We start from the raw sequence: 23,317 nt of genomic DNA, 5'->3' as shown, positions 1-23,317 counted from the left end.
AGAAATGAAAGCTTCTCATAAGGAAATGTTTTTTTATAGTTAATAGTAATAAGGATTGCCTTGCCGGGCATGTCAAAACCAACAAATATTTTAAATCAAATAGTATGAAGTCACTATCAACGAATTTTTCTGTAATACAGCAGATAGAAGTGGTGATTGCATATGATTTAAAAAAAATAAATAATTACATATGAAAAAAATATGGCAGAAGGATAACCTTGCCACCAATATATTAGTCACTCAATTTACCGTTGGGAAAGACCTTGACTTCGACGAGCGTTTGGCGAAATATGATGTCAAAGGTTCTATGGCACATTGCAAAATGTTAGCAGAAACCGGGATTATTTCCCAGGAGGAATCAGAGCAGATGGTATCTGTTTTGAACACTATTTTAAATCAAATTGAGAATGGGACTTTTGAAATTGATAAAGAAGCTGAGGATATCCATTCTCAGATAGAAGCGATCCTCATTGAAGAATTAGGAGATACAGGAAAGAAAATTCATACGGCAAGATCAAGAAATGATCAGGTTTTGTTGGATATCAAACTCTATTTATTGGATGAGATCCGTGAGATCACAGTTCTTACAGATGAGTTTTTCCAGATTCTGATTCAATTGGCAGATCAACATAAAAATGTTTTACTTCCGGGATATACCCATTTGCAGATTGCGATGCCTTCTTCATTCGGATTGTGGTTTGGAGCTTATGCGGAAGCGCTTTTGGATGATGTGGAAATGCTGTTTTCAGTAAAGAATATCATTAATAAAAATCCATTGGGATCTGCTGCGGGTTATGGTTCATCTTTTCCGATCAACCGTGAAAGTACAACCTATAACTTAGGATTCCAGTCGATGAATTACAATTCTGTGTATGCTCAAATGACCCGTGGAAAGTCAGAGAAAATGCTGGCGATGTCTATGGCAACTTTAGCAGGAACGCTTGGGAAATTTGCGTATGATGTATGCTTGTATTTGAATCAAAACTTTGATTTTATAAGTTTTCCAAAGGAGTTTACCACAGGAAGTAGTATCATGCCTCATAAAAAGAATCCGGATATCTTTGAGCTGGTTCGTGCACGATGCAACAGAATCCAGTCGCTTCCGAATGAACTTATTTTATTGACAAATAATCTGCCTTCAGGATATCACAGAGATGTGCAGCTGACGAAAGAAATTCTTTTCCCGGCCATTGATTCCCTGAAAGAATGTTTAGAGATCCTAAGCTACACTTTACCTAATATTCAGGTAAAAGACGGAATTCTGGAGGATGAAAAATACAAATACCTTTTCAGTGTTGAGAAGATCAATGAAGAAGTGAAAAACGGAAGTTCATTCCGTGATGCTTACGTGAAAGTAGGACAGGAAATTGAAAATAATGAGTTTGAATTTGAACCTGGAAACCTTGAACATACCCACCAGGGAAGTATCGGAAATCTTTGTCTGGATAAAATAGAATATCAGTTCAATAAACTGAAAAATAAATTATTGGGTTAAAATCTAAGCCATTAAGGTCATTAAAAACTTAAGCAAAAATCAGTAGAATTTCTAAAATTATTTTAGCCTGCTGCCTTTTCGTTGTGAAAGCCTTAATCTTAAATCTTATCTGCTTAAGTGGTCTTAATGGTTTGATTTTTTACTCCGCTCTTTGAATTTGATGATTGATAAATTGAACCATTAAGGTAGATGAAGGGTTTAAGGTAAGTTAAGAAAAGCCGCGATTTTTTTAGCCGCATAGTTTTAAAATTCGCTTGCGAATTCCTTAATAATTCTTCACCTCTTAAAAGCTCTTAATGGTTTAAAATAAAAGGATTTATTCCAGATCAATTTTGAACTTGGTAGATTTTTTCACCTCGTGAAGCACGATGGAGCTGTGGTACTGCCCGATATTAGGAATGTTTGAGATCACATTTACAGCAAATTCATTATAAGAATTGATGTCTTTGGCAATGATCTTCAACATATAGTCATACTCTCCGGAAAGACTGATGATTTCCTGTACTTCATCATATTTTCCGATATGCTCTTCAAAAGTTTCCAATACTTTCTTGGATTGTTCCTTGAGACGTACATTACAGTAGACTACAATATTCAAACCCAATTTTTCACGGTTTAAAAGTCCTACATATTTCTGAATGATCCCATGTTTCTCCAATTGTTTGATTCGCTCATAAGTAGGAGTAAAGGTAAGGCCTATTTTTTCGGAAATTTCCTTAACCGATAGTGTAGAGTCTTCCTGAATAATGCTGAGAATCATTTTGTCTTTTAAATCCATAAAATAATTTGAGTTGTAACAAAAATATTAATTTTAAATGAGAATAAGGAAATACTGAGGTTTTTAATTTATTTTAAATTTTGTTTTTGTAGGTTCATAAAATTGTTATATCTTTGCACCTAATGAATAAAAAAGCATTTATATCATTAGATTTACCGGGCGAAAGCGCCCTTTACGATATTTATTGTTATTAGCGAAGATTGTTGTCTTCGCTTTTTTTATGCCCAAAAATAAGAATTATGTTTACGATTACAGAACTAAGCACCGAGAGAATCAACAGTATACTGACAGAAGCGCTGGCTTTTGCGAACGGTAAAACTGCTAAAATTGAAGGAGAAGTTTTTTGCTCAAACCTTTTCTTCGAAGACAGTACAAGAACGAAAACAAGTTTTGATCTTGCAGAAAGAAAACTAGGACTTCAGGTAATTCCGTTTGATGCATCACACAGTTCAGTAAACAAAGGAGAAAGCCTTTATGATACAGTAAAGACCATTGAAAGTATAGGAGTAAACCTTGTAGTAATCCGCGATAAGACAGATAGATACTTTGAAGACTTGAAAAATATTAAGATTCCTGTAATCAACGGAGGAGACGGAACAGGAAACCACCCTTCACAGTGTATGCTGGATTTATTGACCATCTATCAGGAATTCAGGAAGTTTGAAGGATTAAAAGTAGGAATTGTAGGCGATGTAAAACACAGCCGTGTAGCCAATTCAAATGCGGAGGCTTTAAGAAGATTAGGTGCTAAAGTATACTTCTCAGGACCTGAACAGTGGTTTGATGAAGGAGCTTTAATCAACGGAACTTATATGTCAGTAGATGAACTGATCACTGAAGTAGATGTTCTGATGTTATTAAGAATTCAGCATGAAAGACATGACGCTGCTATGAGCCTCATTGCTTCAGAATACCATAAAAGATATGGTCTGACCAAAGAAAGAGAGAAGGCTATGAAAAAAGGAGCCATCATCATGCATCCTGCGCCTATCAACAGAGGAGTAGAAATAGATTCGGACCTTGTAGAATGCGAGAGATCAAGAATCTTCAAACAAATGCAAAACGGAGTATTCGCAAGAATGGCCATTTTGAAAGAGGCATTGGAAAGCAAGGGTTATACCTTTAAATAAGAGCCCAATTAAAAGAGCTAGGGTAAAAGTAAGAAGTTAAAAGTTAATGAACCCTGTAGGGGCGGTCTGTTAATAGCAATGGGTGAAGCCCATGGAAACAAAAGGATTGAGACAATCCAAGCCCTGTAAGGGCGGCCTGTTAATGACATATAAATAAAATAATAAGAGATAAAAGTTTAAAATGAAGAAAAAATTAATACTGGAGTCCGGTGAAGTGTTTCATGGAGAAGGTTTCGGAGCAGAATTGGAAACTGCAGGAGAAGTAGTTTTCAATACCGGAATGACAGGTTATCAGGAATTGATTTCTGACCCGTCGTATTGCGGTCAGATAGTTTGTATGACCTATCCGCTTATCGGAAATTATGGTATTAACCGTGATGATTATGAAAGTATTGAGCCGGCAATCAAAGGACTTATTGTAAAAGAACTTTGCGATCTTCCTTCCAATTTCCGTACTCAAATTACTTTAGATGAATTATTTAAAAAGAAAAACCTTTCAGGAATTTCAGGAATTGATACAAGAAGACTGACAAGAATTCTTCGTAACTCTGGAGTGGTAAAAGGAAAAATCGTAAACGTTGATGCAGATGAAGCGACAGTAGTTGCTGAGTTGAAAGGAACAAGCTTCCCAACCAATCAGGTAGAAGAGGTTTCCACAAAAACACCTTATGCTAACCCGAACAGAGGTTTCAAGGTTGTATTGGTAGACTTCGGTGCAAAACTGGGAATTATTAGAGAATTGTCTCAGAGAAACTGCGATATCATTGTTGTATCTCAGGATATAACAGCAGAAGAAATCTTATTAATGGATCCGGACGGAATCATGCTTTCAAATGGTCCTGGAGATCCGGAAGATGTACCACATGCATTAGATATGATCAGAGGATTATTAGGAAAAGTTCCGATCTTCGGAATCTGCTTAGGACACCAATTGATTGGTCTTGCTTGTGGAGCGAAAACTTTCAAACTTAAATTCGGACACAGAGGAGGAAACCACCCGGTGCTGGATCTTGAGAAAAATACAGTAGCCATCACTTCTCAAAACCATGGATATGCTGTAGATCAGGAGAGTTTAAAAGGGACAGATCTTGTTGAAACTCATATCGCATTGAATGACAGAACAAACGAAGGATTAAGACATAAAATCCACCCTTGTTTCTCTGTTCAGTACCACCCGGAAGCAAGCCCAGGTCCTGAAGATGCAAACTACTTGTTTGATGAGTTCATTCAAATGATGGAGGACTTTAAGAAGTAACACGACTAAATGTCATTCTGAAAGAAGAGAAAGCGGAGTGAAGAATCTCAGTAATAGAATTAGATTCCTCGATTTCTCGGAATGACAAAATACAATCGTAAGTCTTATAAAAGTAAAAAATACGAAGTTTAAGAATTTTGATTCTTGACTCTAATAAAAAAAGAAAAATGGCAAAACGTACAGATATAAAAACAATTTTAGTAATCGGTTCAGGACCTATCATTATTGGTCAGGCAGCTGAATTTGATTACGCAGGAACGCAGGCTTGCCTGTCTTTGAAAGAAGAAGGATATAAGGTAATTTTAATCAATTCAAATCCTGCAACAATCATGACGGATGTGGAAATCGCTGATAAAGTATATATCGAGCCGATTTCATTACAGTTTGTAAGCCGCATCATCAGAAAAGAACGTCCGGATGCATTATTACCAACTTTGGGAGGTCAGACAGGACTGAACATGGCGGTAGAGCTGGAGAAATCAGGAATTCTTGAAGAATGTAAAGTGGAAGTATTGGGAACTACACTTTCTGCAATCAACAGGGCAGAAGACAGAGACCTTTTCCGCGAATTGATGAGAGAACTGGATGAGCCGGTTCCGGACTCTGATATCGTGAATACGGTAGAAGGAGCTGTTGCATTTGCAAATGAGATCGGTTATCCTGTAATTGTTCGTCCTGCCTTTACAATGGGAGGAACAGGAGGAGGTATTGCTTCCAACGAAGCAGAATTGAAAGAAATTGCCGAATTAGGATTAAAGCACAGCCCAGTTACACAGTGTTTGATTGAAAAATCAATCGCTGGTTTCAAAGAAATAGAATACGAAGTAATGCGTGATGCAAACGACAACGCCATTGTAGTTTGTAACATGGAAAATATCGACCCGGTAGGAGTTCACACAGGAGACTCTATCGTAGTAGCACCTTCTCAGACGCTTTCAGACAGAGAATATCAGCTGCTGAGAAATGCTTCTTTAAAGATCATCAGAGCTTTAGGTATCGAAGGAGGATGTAACGTACAGCTTGCTCTGGATCCACATTCATTCGATTACTATATTATTGAGGTAAACCCAAGAGTATCCCGTTCATCAGCTTTAGCGAGTAAGGCAACTGGATATCCGATTGCCAAGATCGCGGCAAAGATTGCTGTAGGATTAACGCTGGATGAAATCATGAACCCTGTGACAGGAAAGACATACGCATGTTTCGAACCGGCACTGGATTATGTGGTAACAAAATTCCCTAGATTCCCATTCGATAAATTCGAGACTGCAGACAGAAGACTTTCCACTCAGATGAAAGCGACTGGTGAGGTAATGGCCATCGGAAGAAATCTTGAAGAATCTTTACAGAAAGCCATCCGTTCATTAGAAACAGGAATCAAACACCTTGGATTAAAAACAAAACAAGCTGAAGCACTTACTGCTGAAGAAATCGAAAGAAGAATCAGAGTATGTGATGATGAGAGACTATTCATCATCGGAGATGCTTTAAGAAGAGGATATGACTGGGAGCAGATTGTAGAATGGAGTAAAATTGATAAATTCTTCATCTGGAAACTGAAAAAATTAGTTGACTTCGAAAAAGTAATCGCTGAGAACAAATTTGATAAAGAAACATTAATTGAAGCTAAGAGATTAGGTTTCGCAGATGTCAATATCGCAGTTCTTTGGGATGTAAAAGAGCGTGAGATCTTCAATTTCAGAAAGGAAAACGGAATAATGCCGGTTTTCAAAATGGTAGACACTTGTGCTGCTGAGTTTGAAAGTGAAACGCCTTATTTCTACGGAACTTACGAAGAAGAGAACGAAAGCGTTGTTTCAGACAAAGAAAAGATCATTGTACTGGGTTCAGGACCTATCAGAATCGGACAGGGAGTTGAGTTTGACTACGCTACTGTTCACTCAGTATGGGCGATCAAAGAAATGGGGTATGAAGCAATTATCATCAACAACAATCCTGAAACTGTTTCTACAGACTTCTCTATCTCTGATAAACTATATTTTGAGCCACTTACTGAAGAAGATGTAATGAACATCATAGAGCTTGAAAAACCTAAAGGAGTAGTGGTACAGTTCGGAGGACAGACTGCAATCAACCTTGCTGATAAATTAGCATCTCATGGAGTACAGATCTTAGGAACTTCACTAGAAGACCTTGACAGAGCTGAAAACAGAGACAAATTTGAAAAAGCACTTCAGGAGATGGGAATTCCTCAGCCAAAAGGAAGAACTTCAACTTCGAAAGAAGAGGCTATAAAAATTGCCAACGAGATCGGTTACCCCGTACTGGTACGTCCAAGTTATGTTCTTGGAGGTAGAGCAATGGAAATTGTATACGCAGAAGCAGAATTGGCTTACTATATGGAGCACGCTGTAGAGGCGAGCCCTGAGCACCCTGTTTTGGTTGACAAATACATGGTAGGAAAAGAAATTGAGGTTGATGCAATCTGTGATGGTGAAACAGTGGTGATTCCAGGGATTATGGAGCACATTGAAAGAGCAGGAGTTCACTCCGGAGACTCTATCGCAGTATATCCACCACAGAATATCTCTCAAAGTGAAATTGATACTTTGGTAGATTATACACAAAGACTGGCAAAAGGATTGAAAGTTATTGGATTAATGAATATCCAGTACGTTCTTTTCGAAGGAAACGTCTATGTAATTGAAGTAAACCCTCGTTCTTCAAGAACAGTTCCTTTCTTATCTAAAATCACAGAAGTTCCGATGGCTAACCTTGCAACAAAGGCAATCTTAGGACAAAAGCTGAAAGATTTAGGATATAAAAACGGATTGGTTCCAAATAAAGAAGGAGTATTTGTGAAAGTACCAGTATTCTCTTTCTCTAAACTAACGAAGGTTGACATCTCTTTAGGCCCTGAAATGAAGTCTACAGGAGAAGTTATGGGGAAAGATACAACTCTTGAAAAGGCACTTTACAAAGGATTGGTTGCAGCAGGAAGAAAAGTTCCAATGCATGGATCTATCCTATTCACGGTAGCAGATAAGCACAAAGATGAAGCAGCGGCTCTTGCAGCAAGATTCCATGAAGTAGGATTCAGAATCTGGGCTACAGAAGGTACTGCGAAATTCTTCGAGGAAAAAGGAATCCCTTGCAAAATCGGATACAAAATCGGAGAAGAGAGTGTAAACCTTATCGACCTGATTCAGAAAGGAAAAGTTCAGTATGTTGTGAATACCACTACAAAAGGTAAGCAGGCTGAAAGAGACGGATTCCAGATCAGAAGAATGAGTGTGGAAAACGGTGTTCCTTGTTTAACTTCAATGGATACAGTAGAAGCAATCTTAAAAGTAATCGAAAGCATGAGTTTCAAAATGGAGACGATGTAATTCGAACAAAATAAATAATAAAAAATCCCGCAAGTTTTCTTGTGGGATTTTTTTTATTGGGAACCCCCATAAATTAAACTTATCTCATTATTTTTACAAAAACCATCTAAACTTCAATACAATGAGAACAAAGTCAATTACGATAGGATTCTTAAGCTTTATTTTCGTATTGGTACTTTCCGGATGTTCCTGGTTGACTGATTTTTATATTCAGAATCTGACCGGGACCAAAAAAATAATAAAGATCAATTATAGTTATCCTATCTCAAAAGCGATTGATAATGAATCCGGCAGCTTTGGATTTAATTATGAGAATGGAATCCTGTCACCCCGTTCTTTTTATAAAATCAAAAATCCCAAGTCTCTTGAAAAAATAGAAGTAAGAGATTCTTCTATCGTTGTTGAACTTTATCCAAATTCAACAACAAAAATTTACAACAGCCATAATGGAAGTTGGAGATATAAGATTAAAAGTGTTGAGATTGATGGAACAATATTTTATCCTGCGGAACTACAGAATAAAAGCCGGTATATTCGTAATGATTATGTTTATAAAATTCAATAAAGAAAAAAACCAGAATGGATAAAAAAGCCATAAAAATTTTATTAAATACCATAAAAAGTTCTCAGGATGAAAGCTTAAGAGACTGGTTTGATTGGGAAACTTACATGCAATATATTACCAAAGACGATTTTGAGTATGCAAAGAAGCAGTCTGTAATGTTTGATCAGGAAGAAATAAGTCATGATGAAATTTGCAGAAGAATTAAAAAAGCTGTTGCTGATATTGATAAACAGCAAGTGGTAGATGCTTTTCTTTATAGTTTAAGTACCAGACAATTAGAATATCGTTCATTTTTATCCAGCTACTGTATTGCACAAAGTCTCGCAGAACATAGTTTTACAGCAAGTCCAAAGCCCAATGAAGAGATCTGTGCGGTCTGCGGTCTTCACACTTTTGAATTTGAAGATTCTATCGAGTTTAATACCATCAATTATTTTAAATATAAAGACGGAAGCTGTTTTGATAGCTTAATCCAGGTTTTATTTGATGTAGAACAGTTTCCAAAACATTTGGCTGTTAAACCAAACGAAAATGACTATAAGATTCTCAATGAATTGAAAGGAATTATAGAAGCAGCAGAACCCAATGACAGAATTTCTCAACTCAAAAAGAAGATTTCCAAAACAGTAAAATCAAACGACGAAGAACGGTTAGGATTGCTGGAAATATTGGGAGTTATCGGGATCTTACATGATGATACCCATTTTGGGTATGCAGATCAATATATTACTTATCCGGAAAGGGAGCATAGACCCATTAGAAATGATGATGTTGGATATCCTGCGAGATGGTGGCAGGGAAAATTTGGAATTGATGATGAAAAATGGAAGTACTGGTTTGAAGTGAAATAACAGGCTGTATGCTGTACAGACACGTATTTGAATGTAAATTTCCAACATAAAAAGACCCGCAGGAATTAATTCATTGTAGTTTTTATCGGATTAGTTGAAAAGTAGATTATGTTTGCCGAATTATTTATAAATTAGAGCGTTAAAATTCAAGCTGTTATTAATATTTAAAAATTAATAAAACCTTCACCAAACTAATCATCAACCATGGCAGAATATTACGCGAAATCAAGCAATTCTTTATCTTTTGAAATCACAAAAGAAGAAAAATTAATTGGAAAACTTACCTATACAAGCTGGTTTAAATTTAATGCTGTCATTGAAATTGCAGATGGTCAGTCCTATCAGGTGGAGCCCAAAGGTTTTTGGGGAACAACTATTGAACTAAAAGATCACGAAAGAGTTCTTTTGAAATTCAGAATGAACTGGAATGGGGAAATTGTAGTGCAGACTTATTTTGACGGGGTGAAAAACGGTTATCTCTTTAAGCACAGAGGTATTTTTAAAGAATCTTTTGTCCTTACAGATCAGGAAGGAGTGGAGCTTATAGTCATGAAACCGCATTTGAAATGGACCTCCATGAATTATGAATACCAGATCACAACATCTGATGCCTTTGAAATGTTTCCGGATAAAGAAATTGTCTTAATTAATGCGTTGCATTGTGCCAATTATTATATGTCGATGATGGCTGCTGCCGTGATATAAAAGATAATTTTAGATCATAAGAGAAATAATTTCAAATATATAAAAGAGCTATCTCAAAAGTCGAATGAGTCGACTTTTGTCATTGACTACGTCGAATCTTCGATTTCTGACGTAGGAAGAATCTCACTAATAATTGAGATTGTTACCAATAAAAGCAGATAGTTTTTAACTACTTTTCCAAAGCTTTTGAAACAGCCAAACTATCTTCCAATAATCTGTAGCGTATAATTTTATGATCTTGAATACGCATCTGAATACAGAATAAAGACTCTGCAATATTACCTGTTTCAAGCATCTTCGTTGCAAACTCTCCTGTGATAACAGCATTTTCATCATCGGTAAAAATATGGTCGATTTTAGCAGAAATGGGCTCTGTATTTTTCCATAAAAGTTCAAAAAAGTCAGATACTTCCTGTTTATTATTTCTTATGCCTAGCCAGGGTGCTTTTTCTTCATCACCAGGGATATACCAGTCTACAGTATCAGAAAATAGGTTAGTTAATTCTTTTAGATTTCTTTCCGAGAGAAACTGAAGAAAGTGCTGAATAATTTCTTGGATATTACTATTCATATTTGAAGATTATAATCAATAATTGAATTTATTAGACCTTATTAATATACGAAAATTTAAGCCTCAGATTAAATAGATTAGAAATTATTTGCTTTTTTATTTTCATGAAACCCTTTGTTGATGACTGTTTCGGAGAAGTAAATTTTATGATTTGCATCATGTTTTTATTTAGAATTAATAAAAATAAGATAATTTTGTAAAACTAACTTAATTATAAACATGAAAAAGACAATTATTTCTGCAGCTCTATTAGCCGTAACAATGCTGAGTGCCCAGGAAACAGATACCATCAAAGTGGCTGAAATCCAGTCTGTATCACTCCAGGGAACCCATAATTACAGAACCAAAAAATCTGAATCCATAGCAAGACTTCCTCTTGAAAACCTGGAAAACCCTACCGTTTACAACCTTGTTCCCAAAGAAATTATCAGTGAAATGGGAGCTATGGACTTCAACACAGCGATGGCTTCTGCTCCGGGTGTTGTGGTAAGCAATAGTGTAAACGACAGTGGGAACGATATTTTCATGAGAGGATTCAGCTCAAATGCCAGTTTCAGAAACGGATTGACTCAAAACCCAAGAGTACAGTCCGAGATCGCTAATATTGAAAGAGTAGAAGTAATTAAAGGTCCATCCGGAACCTTATTTGGAGGAACATTGGCCAACTATGGCGGAGTCGTAAATATAGTGACCAAAAAACCACAGGAAAACTTCGGGGGAATTATCAATTATACTACCGGAAGCTGGGGAATGAACAGAATCACGGCAGATGTAAACACCCCTTTGAATAAAGAAAAAACAGCATTGGCAAGATTCAATGTAGCAGCTTATTCTCAGGATTCATTCCAGGATGCCGGTTACAACAAAGGATTGTTCTTCTCAGGAAGTGTTTTATATAAAGTAAGTGACAAAACCACAGTAACACTTGATACCGAGTTTCATGCTCCGGATAAAACATTGAATGCTTACGTAAGAAACTCAGAAAAACTGACCTTACACTCTATGAAGGATCTGGAAGTAGCTTACAAACGAGCATTTACAAGCAATGACATTGGATCCAAAAAAACCAATTTTGTAACGATGGCTGAGGTTACCCATAAATTCAATGACCAATGGACTTCAAGAACGTCTTACCAGAGAGGAGAAGCCAATGAAAATGAATCTATCTTTTTAGTACTCAGATATCTGAATAATAATCAGGTAGAAAGAATGATCCGCCCTTTTGACAGCTTTAAAGTGACCACAGACAATATCCAGCAGAATTTTACTGGAGATTTTAAAATAGGAAATCTAAGAAACCGCCTGGTAGTAGGAATAGATTATTTCCAGCAAAGAACGAAATATCAGTTCCCTTACTATGAAGCCAACGGATACAGTAATGTTTTTATGCCTTATGATAAAGTGACTCTGGACAGCTCTTCTGCGTGGGATCCTATTTCAAGAAATAAATTCATGAATAAGGAGAGAAAATCTACAGAATCTGATATTACAACATTCAGAACAATAAGTGGTTATATTTCTGATGTTTTGAATATTACCGATAACTTACTGGTAATGGCAAGTCTGAGAGTAGACAGTTATAAAAATGATGATACCATTGTGAATGGAGTTGAGATTTCCACTAAAAACGGCTACCCAGAAAATAAAGTTTCCGGTTACAGCCAGACTCAGTTTTCACCAAAATTCGGATTGGTCTATGAAATTGTAAAGGAACAGATTTCATTCTTTGCCAATTATGTAAACGGGTTCAAAAATTATGCTCCATCCCTTAATGAATCCGGAGTTTTGACAAAATGGGATCCTGAGCAGGGAAATCAGATTGAAACAGGTTTTAAAGTAGACCTTTTCCATAAAAAATTACTGACAACCATAAGCTATTATAATATTAATGTTAAAAACAGACTTGTTGCTGATCCGGGCGGAATAGGAAGCATTCAGGATGGAAATATCAAAAGCCAGGGACTGGAAATAGGGATTATCGCCAATCCTCTCAAAGGATGGAATATCGTTGCGGGATACGGATATAACGATAATAAATATGATGACCGAAGCAAAGACCGTGGGAAAAGAATTGCATGGACACCAAAACATGTTGCCAATCTGTGGACGAGTTACAAAATTATGGATGGCGCGTACGAAGGACTTGGTTTCGGAGCCGGATTCAATTTTGTGGATCAAACCTACATCAATATTACCAATCATTTCCTTGCCCCTTCTTATACTACAGTGGGTGCTACGGTTTTCTATGATAAGAAAAAATACAGAATCGGTTTGAAAATGAATAATGCTTTGAATGAAAACTACTGGAACTTCTACGGACAGCCACAGAAGCCAAGAGAAATTCTTGCCAACTTCGCATTCAAATTTTAATCCTTAAAAACAAAATAATATCAGCGAAAATATAAGGATGAAAACCGCAAAGGTGCAACGCTTTGATTGATAATAAACACCTGTTTCTGATGCCCTCAAATATGCTAAAGTAAATGGCAGCAGGAATAACTCTTTTCACTTTTCAAACACACCATTATTATAATCCTGTTGCGCCTTTGCTTTTCCAACTTTACATTTTTGAATGATGAAAACAGATATGGAGAATAAAAAAACTAATCCTAAAAAAAAGCAGGGAAAATCCCTTACCAAAAGGATCACTGGATGGCTACATCTCTGGCTCGGACTGGTTTCTGGCATCATTGTGCTTACCGTTACCCTTTCCGGAACTGTATTTGTCTTTTGTGACGAAATCATTGATTTGTGCGGCGGAAGCGCCAAATATGTTCAGGCTCCGGTCAATGCTAAAAAAATGACACCTGAAGAACTGTTGGTTCAGTTTCACCAGCAGGTTCCGGACAGAAAAGCATTTTATTTTGATACATATAAAGAAACAGACAGAAGTTTCAGAGTAGCTTCGGCAACTAAGCCACCTAAAGACAAAACTGCCAACAAAGCAGATAAACCCAAGAAGAAAGAGCGTGGTCCGAGAGGTGTATTTGCCTATCATTATCTTGATCCATATACCGGAAAGGTTATTGGTTCTACCAAAAGCTATGAGTTTTTCTATGTCGTAGCCCATATTCATGCCCAATTGCTGTCCGGAAAGCTCGGGAAAACGGTGGTTGGCATTGCTTCAATCATATTTTTTGTCCAGTTAATAGGCGGACTGATTCTTTGGTGGCCTAAAAAATGGAACAAAACAACAAGAACTACAGCTTTTAAAATCAAATCAGGAACAAAATGGCGCAGGAAAAATTATGATTTTCATAATGTCTTCGGCTTTTATTCATTGCTGCCGGCAGTATTCATAACCATTACAGGATTGATTATGGCTTATAAAGTCTTAACGGATCTTACCCAGCAGGCTTTTGGTGGCGCACCGGATGCCCATACCATTGCAGAAAAATATGAACCTAAGTTTGATTCTGAGAAAAAAGCATTGTCTTACACTGATTTTGTAGACAGAAAATTCAAAGAGTTTCCAGAAGCAAAACAGTTCAGGATGAGTATTCCAAGAAATGATTCAGCAGCAGTTTATCATGTGGTTGCAGCGCAGTTTATCGGGTTAAAAAGCCTTGTCAATGGGAAAAGTATGGAAACCAATAAATATACCGGAAAAGAAATTGATTATCCGAAAGAAGTGCAGATGCATGAAGTGATTGAGCATATGAATTTTGATCTCCATGTAGGATATTGGGGCGGAATGTTTGGAAAAATATTCACGTTCATCATTGGAATTATCTGTACAAGTCTTCCGGTTACAGGATTCCTGATCTGGTGGGGCAGAAGAAACAAATCACCCAAAAAGAATAAAGAAATTAAAAATATTCATCAACACAGAAAAGACTCACACCATGAACAATTGGTTTAAATTTATCTCATTCTCATTATTTTTACTGTTCACATCGGGTAAAGCCCAGGAAAAACTAACAATAGGAGAGAAGCAGAACTTATTTTCAAAAGTTTTGAATGAAAACAGAGAAATCTGGATTCATCTGCCAAAAACCTATAATGACAATAGCATAAGTCCCGCCAAATATCCGGTAATCTATCTTTTAGACGGAGAAATCAATTTTGAATATTATACAGGATTAACGGATTTTATTGCCAGAACTCCTTATGCTGATATTCCAGAGTGTATTGTTGTTGGAATTAAAAATACAGAAAGAACAAGAGATCTTACGCCTACAAAAGCTCAGAAAAAAAGCCCGGTAAATCCAAATATAATACTCTTTGCAGACAGCGGAGGAAGCGAAAATTTCGTGAAATTTATGCAGGAAGAACTGAAACCATTCATTAATAAAAACTACAGGACTCAGGATTATTCTGTATTGGTTGGGCATTCTTTCGGGGGATTATTTGCCATCAATACATTCCTTTTACATCCGGAGTATTTCAATGCTTATGTTGCGAACGATCCAAGTTTATGGTGGGATAATAAAGTGACCATCACCAGAACAAAAGAGTATCTGGAAAAGAATAAGAAGTTTCCTGCAAAAAAATCTTTGTATGTTTCCCAGGCAGACAATGAAGAACAGCAGAAAAACTGGAATTCTGATATGACCCAGGCCATTGAAGAGTTTAAAGAAATCATAGAAAAAAACGGATCTCTGAACTATAAACATCGTTTTTTTGAAGGAGAAACCCACGGAACAGTTTCATATCCTGGAAATTATGAAGCATTAAAATTTATATTTAAAGGTTTCAGAACAGATATAAAACAACTTGCCAAAAATCCCAAACTGCTTGAAGAAGATTATAAAAAGCTTTCCGAAAAAATGGGTACAGAGTTCACCCCTTCAGAAGCTTATCTGGATGTGGTGATCAAATTCATGAAGAGTAATGGTTTCAAAGAATCCGAAACCTATTTTATGAATCTAAAAGACCGATATTATCCTAAGAAATAATGAAGTGAAAATAAAAAAGCAAATCCGTTAATTAACAGATTTGCTTTTTTTATATGTATAAGAATTTTTATAATAGGTTTTGGCTAAAGCCAATGGAATATTTCTAAAAAGTAAAAACGGGCTCCCTTAGTCTAAGTTCAGGATTATAACCCGTTCCTATTGAATATTTTTTGCGGATTGTACTGACCTGAGAAGATTAATTCTAAAAGCCTATCCACACAGTTTGTCATTCCGTAGGAATCCGAGCAAATCCTACTAGAGTTAATGCCTGTTGTCACAATTAATAGGAAAATCCTTCTCAGCTTTATCTAAAAAACTAATGGAAGGGCAGCCAAAAGACTGCACAAGAAATCCAAAAATAACCGGAGGTTTTCCTTTGAAAAGATGACCTGTATATTGGAAAATGTTAGCTTCATCAGCATCTATTCCATACAAAGGAAGGAATTCTCCGCCATCACTTCCTGCAAGAGAAAATGTTTTCTCAGCAATCTTTTCCTTATGATCATTGATGACGACCAGTTTACGATCTACAATATTTCCTTCTTCAAGATAATCCTGCAGATAATAGGTCAGGTTTTCATACTGTGACTGATAGGTTTTTCCCTGAACTAATTTTGAATGAGAAAAATATTTTTTTGAAATATCGGTACCTGCTTTTTGCCATTTCATTGCTTTCATTTTATTTTCTACGAAAGGATTTTTATTCCCAAAATATGCGATGGCATTATTAAATCGGTCGTACTCTGTGGTTTTTTGGTGAGTAGCTACCTGAAAGCCCATCATATAAGAATCCGGATCTAAATCTTCACTATCTGTATAAGGACTTAGATAAGCTACTGCTTTTAATTGGCTTATCGGCATTTTTTGAAGTTTATTAGAACCATACTCATATATAAAGAGAGAATCATTTTCTGTGAGATGAATTCCGTTAAGAAGCTTCTTTCTGCTGGGAGTATCCAGTTCAAAATGCTGGCGTTCTTCATAAGTCATCTGCTTATGATTTTTAACAATGTCTGCAGGAATAGGTTGCTCTCCTTTGTAGATATCTGAAACAGAAATGAAAATATCCATATCAGAATCTTTTTCAGCGGATGAAATAACAGATAAACTGAAAATATTAAAATCGGTGTAATCTATTTTCTCCTCAGTTTTAGTTGTTTTTATAGAATCATTTGTGGTTTTTGTTTCTGTGGCAGTTGTTTTCTTCTCTTCTTTCTGACAGCTTACAATAACGAGTGAGGAAAATAAAAGGGCTGCAGCAGTTTTGATTTTCATGATCTTTCTTAGTTTTAAGGTGTTTATCATATTCTAATTCATTTTGTAGTAAGGCTCTGAAAAATATTTGCTGGGTTTTATATAAGCCATTTTCCTCTCGGCATCAAAGATCCAGATAAATCTGCGGAGCATATCAGCACCCAGATAACTTACATTTTGTGTTTTGAGTTCTCCTGAGAAAAATCCTACCGGGATATCTTTGAAAACACTCTTTTCCAGTTTAAAATAAGGAAGAATGGCTTGCTTGGTCGTTAAAGTCTTGCCTTCAGAATTTTTCAGCGTTTTCTCTCCGGTTACCTTTAGTTTTTTGTCAAGTTGCTTTTCTTCTGCAAATTCGTTACTGTACAGAATCGCTCCGGAAAACCCTGATTGCAGGACAAAGTAGGCTTCCTGCTGCTGATCTCCATCAAAAATATTATCTCCGGCAAGGTAAAATCCATCATGATCTAAGATGATATTCACAGGCTGGTAGCCCTTCAGATCGGGCATTTTATTATACATTACAAATTGGTTGTTATCATAATCAATTTTAAATGCTTTACCATCAAAAATTCCGGTTCCTATTTTTCCGTCAGCTTCATGTCCTGTTAACTGATTATAAAAAAAGCGTACATTTTTCTGGGTGATTTTCCCAATTTCTACGGTATTATGATCACTGATATCTTCTTTGTTGAAAATAATGTGATCTGCTTTCCGTTTTCGTTCAGGGGAGATTGAATAATCTTTCATCGCAATCTGAAACATCAGATCCAGCGAATCCTTCTTGTTGATAAGGGTCTTCACAATGATATTATTGTGTTTGGTAATCCTGAAAGGGATGGTTTGCTGGGCTTTCATACCGGAAAATCCAATAGAAAGCAGCATAAGAAGGGCTGTTTTTTTGAGCATTATCAGTGATTAGTGTTTTAAAACATTAAAATTACCTATTATCTTTGAAAAAGCAAATAATAAAATGAAATGGTTGAAAAATTGCTTCAAAGCGAAATTCATTGGGAAAAGAAAGAGTTCAAAAGAAATGAGTTTCTGAAGATTTCGGGCAGTACGGATACTAATATTTATTTTATTGAAAGTGGGAGTGTCCGGATCTTCATGATGGATGAAAAGGAAGAAAGAATTATCCGTTTCGGATATACCAGAAATATTATTGTCAGTCTTGATTCCTTTTTAACAGGAAAGCCGTCTGATCTTTATATTCAGGCGATAAAAAAAACAACCGTAAAAATAGCTTCAAAAAAAGATTTTTATGAGTTTGTACAATCTGGTGAAGAGCATCTGAAATTCTGGATGAATACTCTTGAAGATCTGGTATTGCAGCAGCTAGAAAGAGAAAAAGACCTGCTTATCAATGCTCCCGGAGAACGTTTTGAGAGGGTTTTAAAACGAAGTCCGAAGCTGTTTCAGGAAGTTCCCAATAAATATATTGCCAATTATCTCAGAATGTCACCAGAAACTTTATCAAGGCTTAAAAAATCTTGAGTTCAGTCAAGATTTAAGAATAATCTGTTCAGGATATTTGCATAAAAAACGTAATGAAAATTTCAGCTTTAGAATTGTTAGATCAATTAAAAGAAATAACCCGACAGCATATACAATATGCACAGGCACTCACACAAAAAACAGAGGAGGAGCTGAATTTCAGAACCTCACAGGATAGCTGGAGTTCATTGGAATGTCTGGAACATCTCAACCGTTACGGAACCTTTTATATTCCTGAAATCTCCAACAGAATTGCGGCTTCCAAAACTTCTCCAAACGATATTTTCAAATCAGGAATTCTTGGGAATTATTTTGCTAAAAGCATGCTCCCCAAAGAAAAACTGAATAAGATGAAAACACTTAAACTAATGAACCCTGTCCACAGCCGACTCAATAAAACAGTTGTGGATGAATTTATCAGCCAGCAAAAACAGTTACTCGAATTATTAGAAAAAGCTCAGCATATTGATCTGGAAAAAACGAAAACCAGTATCAGTATTTCAAAGTTTATAAAATTGAAGCTGGGCGATACCTTTCGTTTTGTCATTTATCATAATGTAAGACATGTTGAGCAGGTTCAGAAAATACTCAATTTATAAAGTTGGAAGTATTTATTAACTTTTCATAGTTTTGCAGTGCTAAAAGCCTTATATGAAGAAATATTTATTAGGAATTCTGTTATTCTCGATCATATCATGTGGAAGTTCGGATGAACTAGACAATCAAATACCCAATACTGATCTGTCATTAGGTAAAATTAAAACACTTACCCTTAAGGATGAAGAGATAGCAAATGGTATAGCTTCTCTTGTTCAGAAACAGGATTTTAAATTTGAATACAACAATGATAAGTTGATTAAAGTTTGGGATACTAATGGTGATTATACTGAAAATCTTAACTATACCAATGGTTTGCTTACTTCGATTTCTATTGTGGGAAACACTTATGTGATGGACTTGTCCAATCCTTATCCATTTAGTGAAAAGAGAGAACTTATCTATGATAATAATCAAAGGCTTGTAAAAGTGAAAAATTTAGATTCAGGCAATTATAAAACAATTGAGTATCCGTCTGCAGATATAATTATTGTGAAAAATTATATTGATAATTATTCTGGTATACCATTTAATACAGATATGCTTAAAATCTATATGAATAATAAGAATGTAACAAAGGTTGAAAGATATGAAGAAGGAAATTTATCTAAGTTGGGAAATGTTATCACTTATGAATATGAGAATAATATAAATCCTAATTTTTTGATTGACAGAAACAGAATATTGGCTTTGCCTGAATATGCTTATAATATTTTTATGCTTCAGGATTACTCGCAAATTTCAAAAAATAATATAAGTAAAAAAAATGTATATTATTTTGGTTCGCTCCCTGATAGCCCGAAAAAAGAATTTGAAATGGTTTCTCAATATCAAAATAATAATCTACCCTCCATAATTTATTATCAGGAAAAGATTTCCGATGTTACTCCCATTGATTATTTGAGAGTATCTGCAGTTTATGGATATTAAATTTATTTTTTATGTATAAATTTAAGCCTTGTAAGAATACTTATGAGGTTTTTTTATTTTTATTAAATGAAAATACATCAAAAAAACATATCAACCCCGCTGGGAGAAATGATTGTCTGCGCCGTAGACCAGGGGATCTGTCTGCTTGAATTTACAGACCGGAAAAATATTGAAAAACAGCTGAAGGCTTTGTCAAAATCTTTGAAAGTAGAAATTGTAGAACAAGAACATCTTCATTTTCACCAGCTGGAAGAAGAATTGGAAGAATATTTTGAAGGAAAAAGAAGCCGTTTCGATGTTCCGCTGTTTACGACAGGAACTGAGTTTCAGGAAAAAGTCTGGCAGCTTCTCCGTGAAATTCCGATGGGAGAAATAAGAACGTATAAGCAGCAGTCGGAGATCTTAGGAAATCCAAAGGCGATACGTGCCGTAGGAACAGCCAATGGGATCAATAAAATTGCGATTTTAATCCCGTGCCACCGTGTGATAGGCTCCAACGGAGAATTGGTAGGCTATGCCGGAGGTATCTGGAGAAAACAAAAATTGTTGGAGTTAGAAAAAGCTATTTTGTTTTAGAAACCCTTTCTATCCCTTACTTTTTACCCTTTAAAATGATCTTGCTATATTCTTTTATGAAATCAAAAATTCCGGCTATTTTAATTTTTTCCAGACTTATTATTGGATTAATCATCATTTTATTAAGCCTTATTAAAGTAGATTATTATCAGACAATTGCTGTTGTTTTATTAACCATAGGACTATTAACCGATATTTTTGATGGAATTATAGCCAGATATCTTAATATTTCAACCCAAAAACTCAGACGTCTGGATTCTACTGTTGATCAGATTTTTTTCGTTTCAGTAGGACTTGCCACGTATATACAATGTCCCGAGTTTTTCAAAACAAATGCTTATAAAATAATCATTCTCGGAGGGGCTGAAATCCTTATTTATCTGGTAAGCTTTATAAAATTCCGAAAAGAAGTGGCTACGCACTCTATTGGTGCCAAAATATGGACTCTATTGCTTTTTGGAACATTAATTCAGGTTATTTTCCAGTGTCAGTCGATTATTCTATTTAATCTTTGTTTTTGGGTGGGATTGCTGACCAGGGCAGAAATTATTGCTATTCTTCTGATCCTGAAAACATGGACCAATGATGTTCCTTCTGTTTTTCATTCAATCCAGCTCAGAAAGGGAAAAACAATCAAGAAAAGTAAACTATTTAATGGGTAGATACTGATTTTAAAAAGGATTTGGATGGAATAATATGTTAATAGAAAAATATCGGTAAAACAAAAATTAACGAAGTTTGTGAAAGCTATTTTGTTTTGATTTTTGTAATTTTAAACAAAAATTTACACGTGAAAAAGTTATTAGCAGCAGTTTGCATTTCAGTTTCAGCATTAAGTTTTGCTCAGGATTATTCTGTGCCGGCAGCAAGTCCGCGCCAGAAGGTTGAGCAACAGTTTTCTATGTCTAAAATCTCCATCGATTATGGAAGACCAGGAGTGAAAGGACGTAAGATTTTTGGAGAATTGGTTCCTTATGGTCAGGTTTGGAGAGCAGGTGCTAACTCGTCTACGAAAATCACTTTCGGACAGGCCGTTAATTTCGGTGGGAAAACAGTTCCTGCAGGAACTTACGGATTATTCATCGTTCCTACAGAAAAAGAATGGAAAGTGATTTTGAATAAAGATTTCCAACAGTGGGGAGCTTATACTTACGATCCTAAACAAGATGTAGTAGATGTTACCGTACCAGTTAATGTACTTACAGACAAGCAAGAGTGGTTTGAAATCACGCTGAATCCTACAGATGAAAATACAGGAAACTTAGTGATCAAATGGGATATGGCTCAGGCTGAAGTTCCTTTGAAGCCATCAAAATTAGACACTGTGATCAAGATTTCTGATAAGTTAAAAGAAATCAAGAAAATAGAATCAGATTCTACTAAAAAGAGCTAAGCAATGAATTTTTCTGTTCAGCCTGTTTTAGAGAATGAAGAATTTCAACTGATCCCCTTACAGCAAGGAGATTTTGAATCTTTATATGAAGTAGCTTCTGATCCTAAAGTCTGGGAACAGCATCCCAACAAAGATCGTTACCAGAGAGAGGTTTTCGAAAACTTTTTTACAGGAGCTATGGAGAGTGGCGGAGCTTTCAAAATTATTGAGAAAGCTACTGGAGATGTATTGGGCAGTAGCCGTTATTATAATTTTGATGAAGAAGACAGCCATATTTTCGTAGGATATACTTTCTACGGAACAAAATCGTGGGGCAAAGGCATTAATCCACAGGTTAAAAAGCTGATGCTGGATTATATCTTTCAGTTTGTAGATAAGGTTCATTTTCATATTGGAAAAGAAAATTTCCGTTCGCAGACAGCTTTGGAAAGACTTGGCGGACAAAAAATTGCTGAAGAAGAAGTTGCTTATTTTGCAGAGCCTACAAGAACCAATTTTGTATATGAAATCACAAAAGAAGACTGGGGATGAAAAAATATAAAATTCAACATTCCCCATTTGTAGTTCCTACTACAGACGGGAAACTGATTGAAGAGCATTGGGGAAATTCTACCGGAAATTCTAATGTTTCTATTGCCCATATGGTAGCACCTCCAGATTGGAGTGAGCCTCATCAGACGCCAGAATTTGATGAATTTACTTATATCATTTCAGGGAAAAAACAATTTGAAATCGACGGAGAACTTGTTGTTTTGGAAAAAGGTCAAAGTATTCTTATTGAAAAAGGGGCGAGAATCCGTTACAGCAACCCATTCTCAGAACCTTGTGAATACCTTGCCATCTGTCTGCCAGCATTTTCTATGGAGCTGGTCAACAGGGAAGAGGAAAGAGCAGATTAAGAACATTTTTAAACTATAAAAAGCAAATCCTTGGATTTGCTTTTTTTGTTTGGTATTCAATTAGAGTTATTTTTCTTAAATGCCTATGAATTCTATCTTTTATTATGTTTTTTTTTAAATTGATATTGGATGTTTTAAATTATTTTGTAAGTTCGCGGGCTTAAAAAAACTATTTAAAATTTATGAAAAATAAATTATCGATTGTGCTATTGCTGGGCATTACGCTTTCTACTACTTCATGTGCATCTATTTTTACAGGAACTCAGGATTCAATAGCTTTTTCTTCGAGCCCTGAAGGGGCAAAAGTGTTTCACAAAGGAATAGAAAAATGTACAACGCCTTGTACTGCTAAAATCCAAAGATCTTTGAGTAAGCAGATGGTTACATTTGAAAAAGAAGGATTTGAGAAGAAAGAAGTGAAACTGACAAAAAACTTTAATGCAGTAACTTTGCTTAATATTATTCTGGGAGGTGCAATAGGAGTTGGAATTGATGCCGCAACAGGCTCCCTGACCAAATATTCTCCAAAAAAATATGATGTTGAGCTGGTAGCTACACCATAATTGAATAAAA

At 35.8% G+C, this 23,317-nt stretch carries 23 protein-coding genes; 19 read left to right on the top strand and 4 right to left on the bottom strand.

Going from position 1 to position 23,317, the window contains the following annotated elements:
* The first annotated feature begins 190 nt into the window (after positions 1-190).
* Complete coding sequence (gene argH / locus GFU89_RS15300; RefSeq protein ID WP_318847957.1) at positions 191-1,495, top strand: argininosuccinate lyase; 1,305 nt, start codon at positions 191-193, stop codon at positions 1,493-1,495.
* 316 nt (positions 1,496-1,811) lie between these two features.
* Here the strand turns inward: argH and GFU89_RS15295 are convergent, their stop codons facing one another.
* Entirely contained in the window at positions 1,812-2,273 is a 462-nt protein-coding gene (locus GFU89_RS15295) for an Lrp/AsnC family transcriptional regulator (RefSeq protein WP_318847956.1), read from the bottom strand.
* Positions 2,274-2,512: 239 nt separating this feature from the next.
* Here GFU89_RS15295 and GFU89_RS15290 point away from each other — a divergent pair, with 239 nt between their 5' ends.
* From GFU89_RS15290 to GFU89_RS15265, 6 genes are all read left to right on the top strand, one after another.
* The gene (locus tag GFU89_RS15290; RefSeq protein ID WP_318847955.1) at positions 2,513-3,403 is read left to right on the top strand and encodes an aspartate carbamoyltransferase catalytic subunit; all 891 of its coding nucleotides are present in this window, start codon (positions 2,513-2,515) and stop codon (positions 3,401-3,403) included.
* A 181-nt stretch (positions 3,404-3,584) separates the two neighbouring features.
* On the top strand, positions 3,585-4,658 hold the full coding sequence (locus tag GFU89_RS15285; protein WP_318847954.1) for a carbamoyl phosphate synthase small subunit: 1,074 nt from the start codon (positions 3,585-3,587) through the stop codon (positions 4,656-4,658).
* A gap of 167 nt (positions 4,659-4,825) precedes the next feature.
* Positions 4,826-8,008: a carbamoyl-phosphate synthase large subunit gene (gene carB / locus GFU89_RS15280; protein WP_318847953.1), complete on the top strand. Its 3,183-nt coding sequence runs from the start codon at positions 4,826-4,828 to the stop codon at positions 8,006-8,008.
* Positions 8,009-8,129: 121 nt separating this feature from the next.
* Positions 8,130-8,573, top strand: a complete 444-nt coding sequence (locus GFU89_RS15275; protein ID WP_318847952.1) for a hypothetical protein — start codon at positions 8,130-8,132, stop codon at positions 8,571-8,573.
* 14 nt (positions 8,574-8,587) lie between these two features.
* Positions 8,588-9,424, top strand: coding sequence for a hypothetical protein (locus tag GFU89_RS15270; protein ID WP_318847951.1), 837 nt, complete (start codon positions 8,588-8,590; stop codon positions 9,422-9,424).
* Between the two features lie 204 nt (positions 9,425-9,628).
* Entirely contained in the window at positions 9,629-10,129 is a 501-nt protein-coding gene (locus GFU89_RS15265; protein WP_318847950.1) for a hypothetical protein, read from the top strand.
* 169 nt (positions 10,130-10,298) lie between these two features.
* Here GFU89_RS15265 and GFU89_RS15260 read toward each other — a convergent pair whose 3' ends face one another.
* A complete protein-coding gene (locus GFU89_RS15260) occupies positions 10,299-10,700 on the bottom strand; it encodes a nuclear transport factor 2 family protein (protein ID WP_318847949.1) in 402 nt (133 codons plus the stop codon).
* A gap of 219 nt (positions 10,701-10,919) precedes the next feature.
* Between GFU89_RS15260 and GFU89_RS15255 the strand changes: the two genes are divergently transcribed.
* From GFU89_RS15255 to GFU89_RS15245, 3 genes are all read left to right on the top strand, one after another.
* Positions 10,920-13,070: a TonB-dependent receptor gene (locus GFU89_RS15255; protein WP_318847948.1), complete on the top strand. Its 2,151-nt coding sequence runs from the start codon at positions 10,920-10,922 to the stop codon at positions 13,068-13,070.
* Positions 13,071-13,287: 217 nt separating this feature from the next.
* The gene (locus tag GFU89_RS15250) at positions 13,288-14,562 is read left to right on the top strand and encodes a PepSY-associated TM helix domain-containing protein (protein WP_318847947.1); all 1,275 of its coding nucleotides are present in this window, start codon (positions 13,288-13,290) and stop codon (positions 14,560-14,562) included.
* Positions 14,546-15,598, top strand: coding sequence for an alpha/beta hydrolase (locus tag GFU89_RS15245; RefSeq protein WP_318847946.1), 1,053 nt, complete (start codon positions 14,546-14,548; stop codon positions 15,596-15,598). Before GFU89_RS15250 ends, GFU89_RS15245 begins: the two co-directional genes overlap by 17 nt.
* A 261-nt stretch (positions 15,599-15,859) precedes the next feature.
* Here the strand turns inward: GFU89_RS15245 and GFU89_RS15240 are convergent, their stop codons facing one another.
* Positions 15,860-16,873: a hypothetical protein gene (locus tag GFU89_RS15240; protein ID WP_318847945.1), complete on the bottom strand. Its 1,014-nt coding sequence runs from the start codon at positions 16,871-16,873 to the stop codon at positions 15,860-15,862.
* Between the two features lie 33 nt (positions 16,874-16,906).
* A complete protein-coding gene (locus tag GFU89_RS15235) occupies positions 16,907-17,761 on the bottom strand; it encodes a hypothetical protein (protein WP_318847944.1) in 855 nt (284 codons plus the stop codon).
* 69 nt (positions 17,762-17,830) lie between these two features.
* Between GFU89_RS15235 and GFU89_RS15230 the strand changes: the two genes are divergently transcribed.
* The 9 genes from GFU89_RS15230 (at position 17,831) to GFU89_RS15190 (ending at position 23,307) form a co-directional block, all read left to right on the top strand.
* The gene (locus tag GFU89_RS15230; RefSeq protein WP_318847943.1) at positions 17,831-18,349 is read left to right on the top strand and encodes a Crp/Fnr family transcriptional regulator; all 519 of its coding nucleotides are present in this window, start codon (positions 17,831-17,833) and stop codon (positions 18,347-18,349) included.
* 53 nt (positions 18,350-18,402) lie between these two features.
* Positions 18,403-18,948, top strand: a complete 546-nt coding sequence (locus GFU89_RS15225) for a DinB family protein (RefSeq protein ID WP_318847942.1) — start codon at positions 18,403-18,405, stop codon at positions 18,946-18,948.
* Between the two features lie 52 nt (positions 18,949-19,000).
* The gene (locus GFU89_RS15220) at positions 19,001-19,876 is read left to right on the top strand and encodes a hypothetical protein (RefSeq protein WP_318847941.1); all 876 of its coding nucleotides are present in this window, start codon (positions 19,001-19,003) and stop codon (positions 19,874-19,876) included.
* A gap of 66 nt (positions 19,877-19,942) precedes the next feature.
* On the top strand, positions 19,943-20,452 hold the full coding sequence (locus tag GFU89_RS15215; protein WP_318847940.1) for a methylated-DNA--[protein]-cysteine S-methyltransferase: 510 nt from the start codon (positions 19,943-19,945) through the stop codon (positions 20,450-20,452).
* A 56-nt stretch (positions 20,453-20,508) separates the two neighbouring features.
* Positions 20,509-21,114 carry a CDP-alcohol phosphatidyltransferase family protein gene (locus GFU89_RS15210; RefSeq protein ID WP_318847939.1) on the top strand — a complete coding sequence of 202 codons (606 nt, stop codon included), beginning with the start codon at positions 20,509-20,511 and terminating at the stop codon, positions 21,112-21,114.
* A gap of 128 nt (positions 21,115-21,242) precedes the next feature.
* Complete coding sequence (locus GFU89_RS15205) at positions 21,243-21,845, top strand: DUF2911 domain-containing protein (RefSeq protein ID WP_318847938.1); 603 nt, start codon at positions 21,243-21,245, stop codon at positions 21,843-21,845.
* 3 nt (positions 21,846-21,848) lie between these two features.
* Positions 21,849-22,376, top strand: a complete 528-nt coding sequence (locus GFU89_RS15200; protein WP_318847937.1) for a GNAT family N-acetyltransferase — start codon at positions 21,849-21,851, stop codon at positions 22,374-22,376.
* Positions 22,373-22,744 carry a cupin domain-containing protein gene (locus GFU89_RS15195; protein WP_318847936.1) on the top strand — a complete coding sequence of 124 codons (372 nt, stop codon included), beginning with the start codon at positions 22,373-22,375 and terminating at the stop codon, positions 22,742-22,744. The genes GFU89_RS15200 and GFU89_RS15195 overlap by 4 nt, the downstream gene beginning before the upstream one ends.
* Positions 22,745-22,926: 182 nt before the next feature.
* Positions 22,927-23,307 carry a PEGA domain-containing protein gene (locus GFU89_RS15190; protein ID WP_318847935.1) on the top strand — a complete coding sequence of 127 codons (381 nt, stop codon included), beginning with the start codon at positions 22,927-22,929 and terminating at the stop codon, positions 23,305-23,307.
* Positions 23,308-23,317 lie beyond the last annotated feature (10 nt).

The sequence above is a fragment of the Chryseobacterium sp. JV558 genome, from assembly GCF_033712365.1.
Taxonomy (GTDB): domain Bacteria; phylum Bacteroidota; class Bacteroidia; order Flavobacteriales; family Weeksellaceae; genus Chryseobacterium.
The sequence above is the reverse complement of the archived record's forward strand: the minus strand, read 5'-3'. Positions and strand labels throughout refer to the sequence as shown.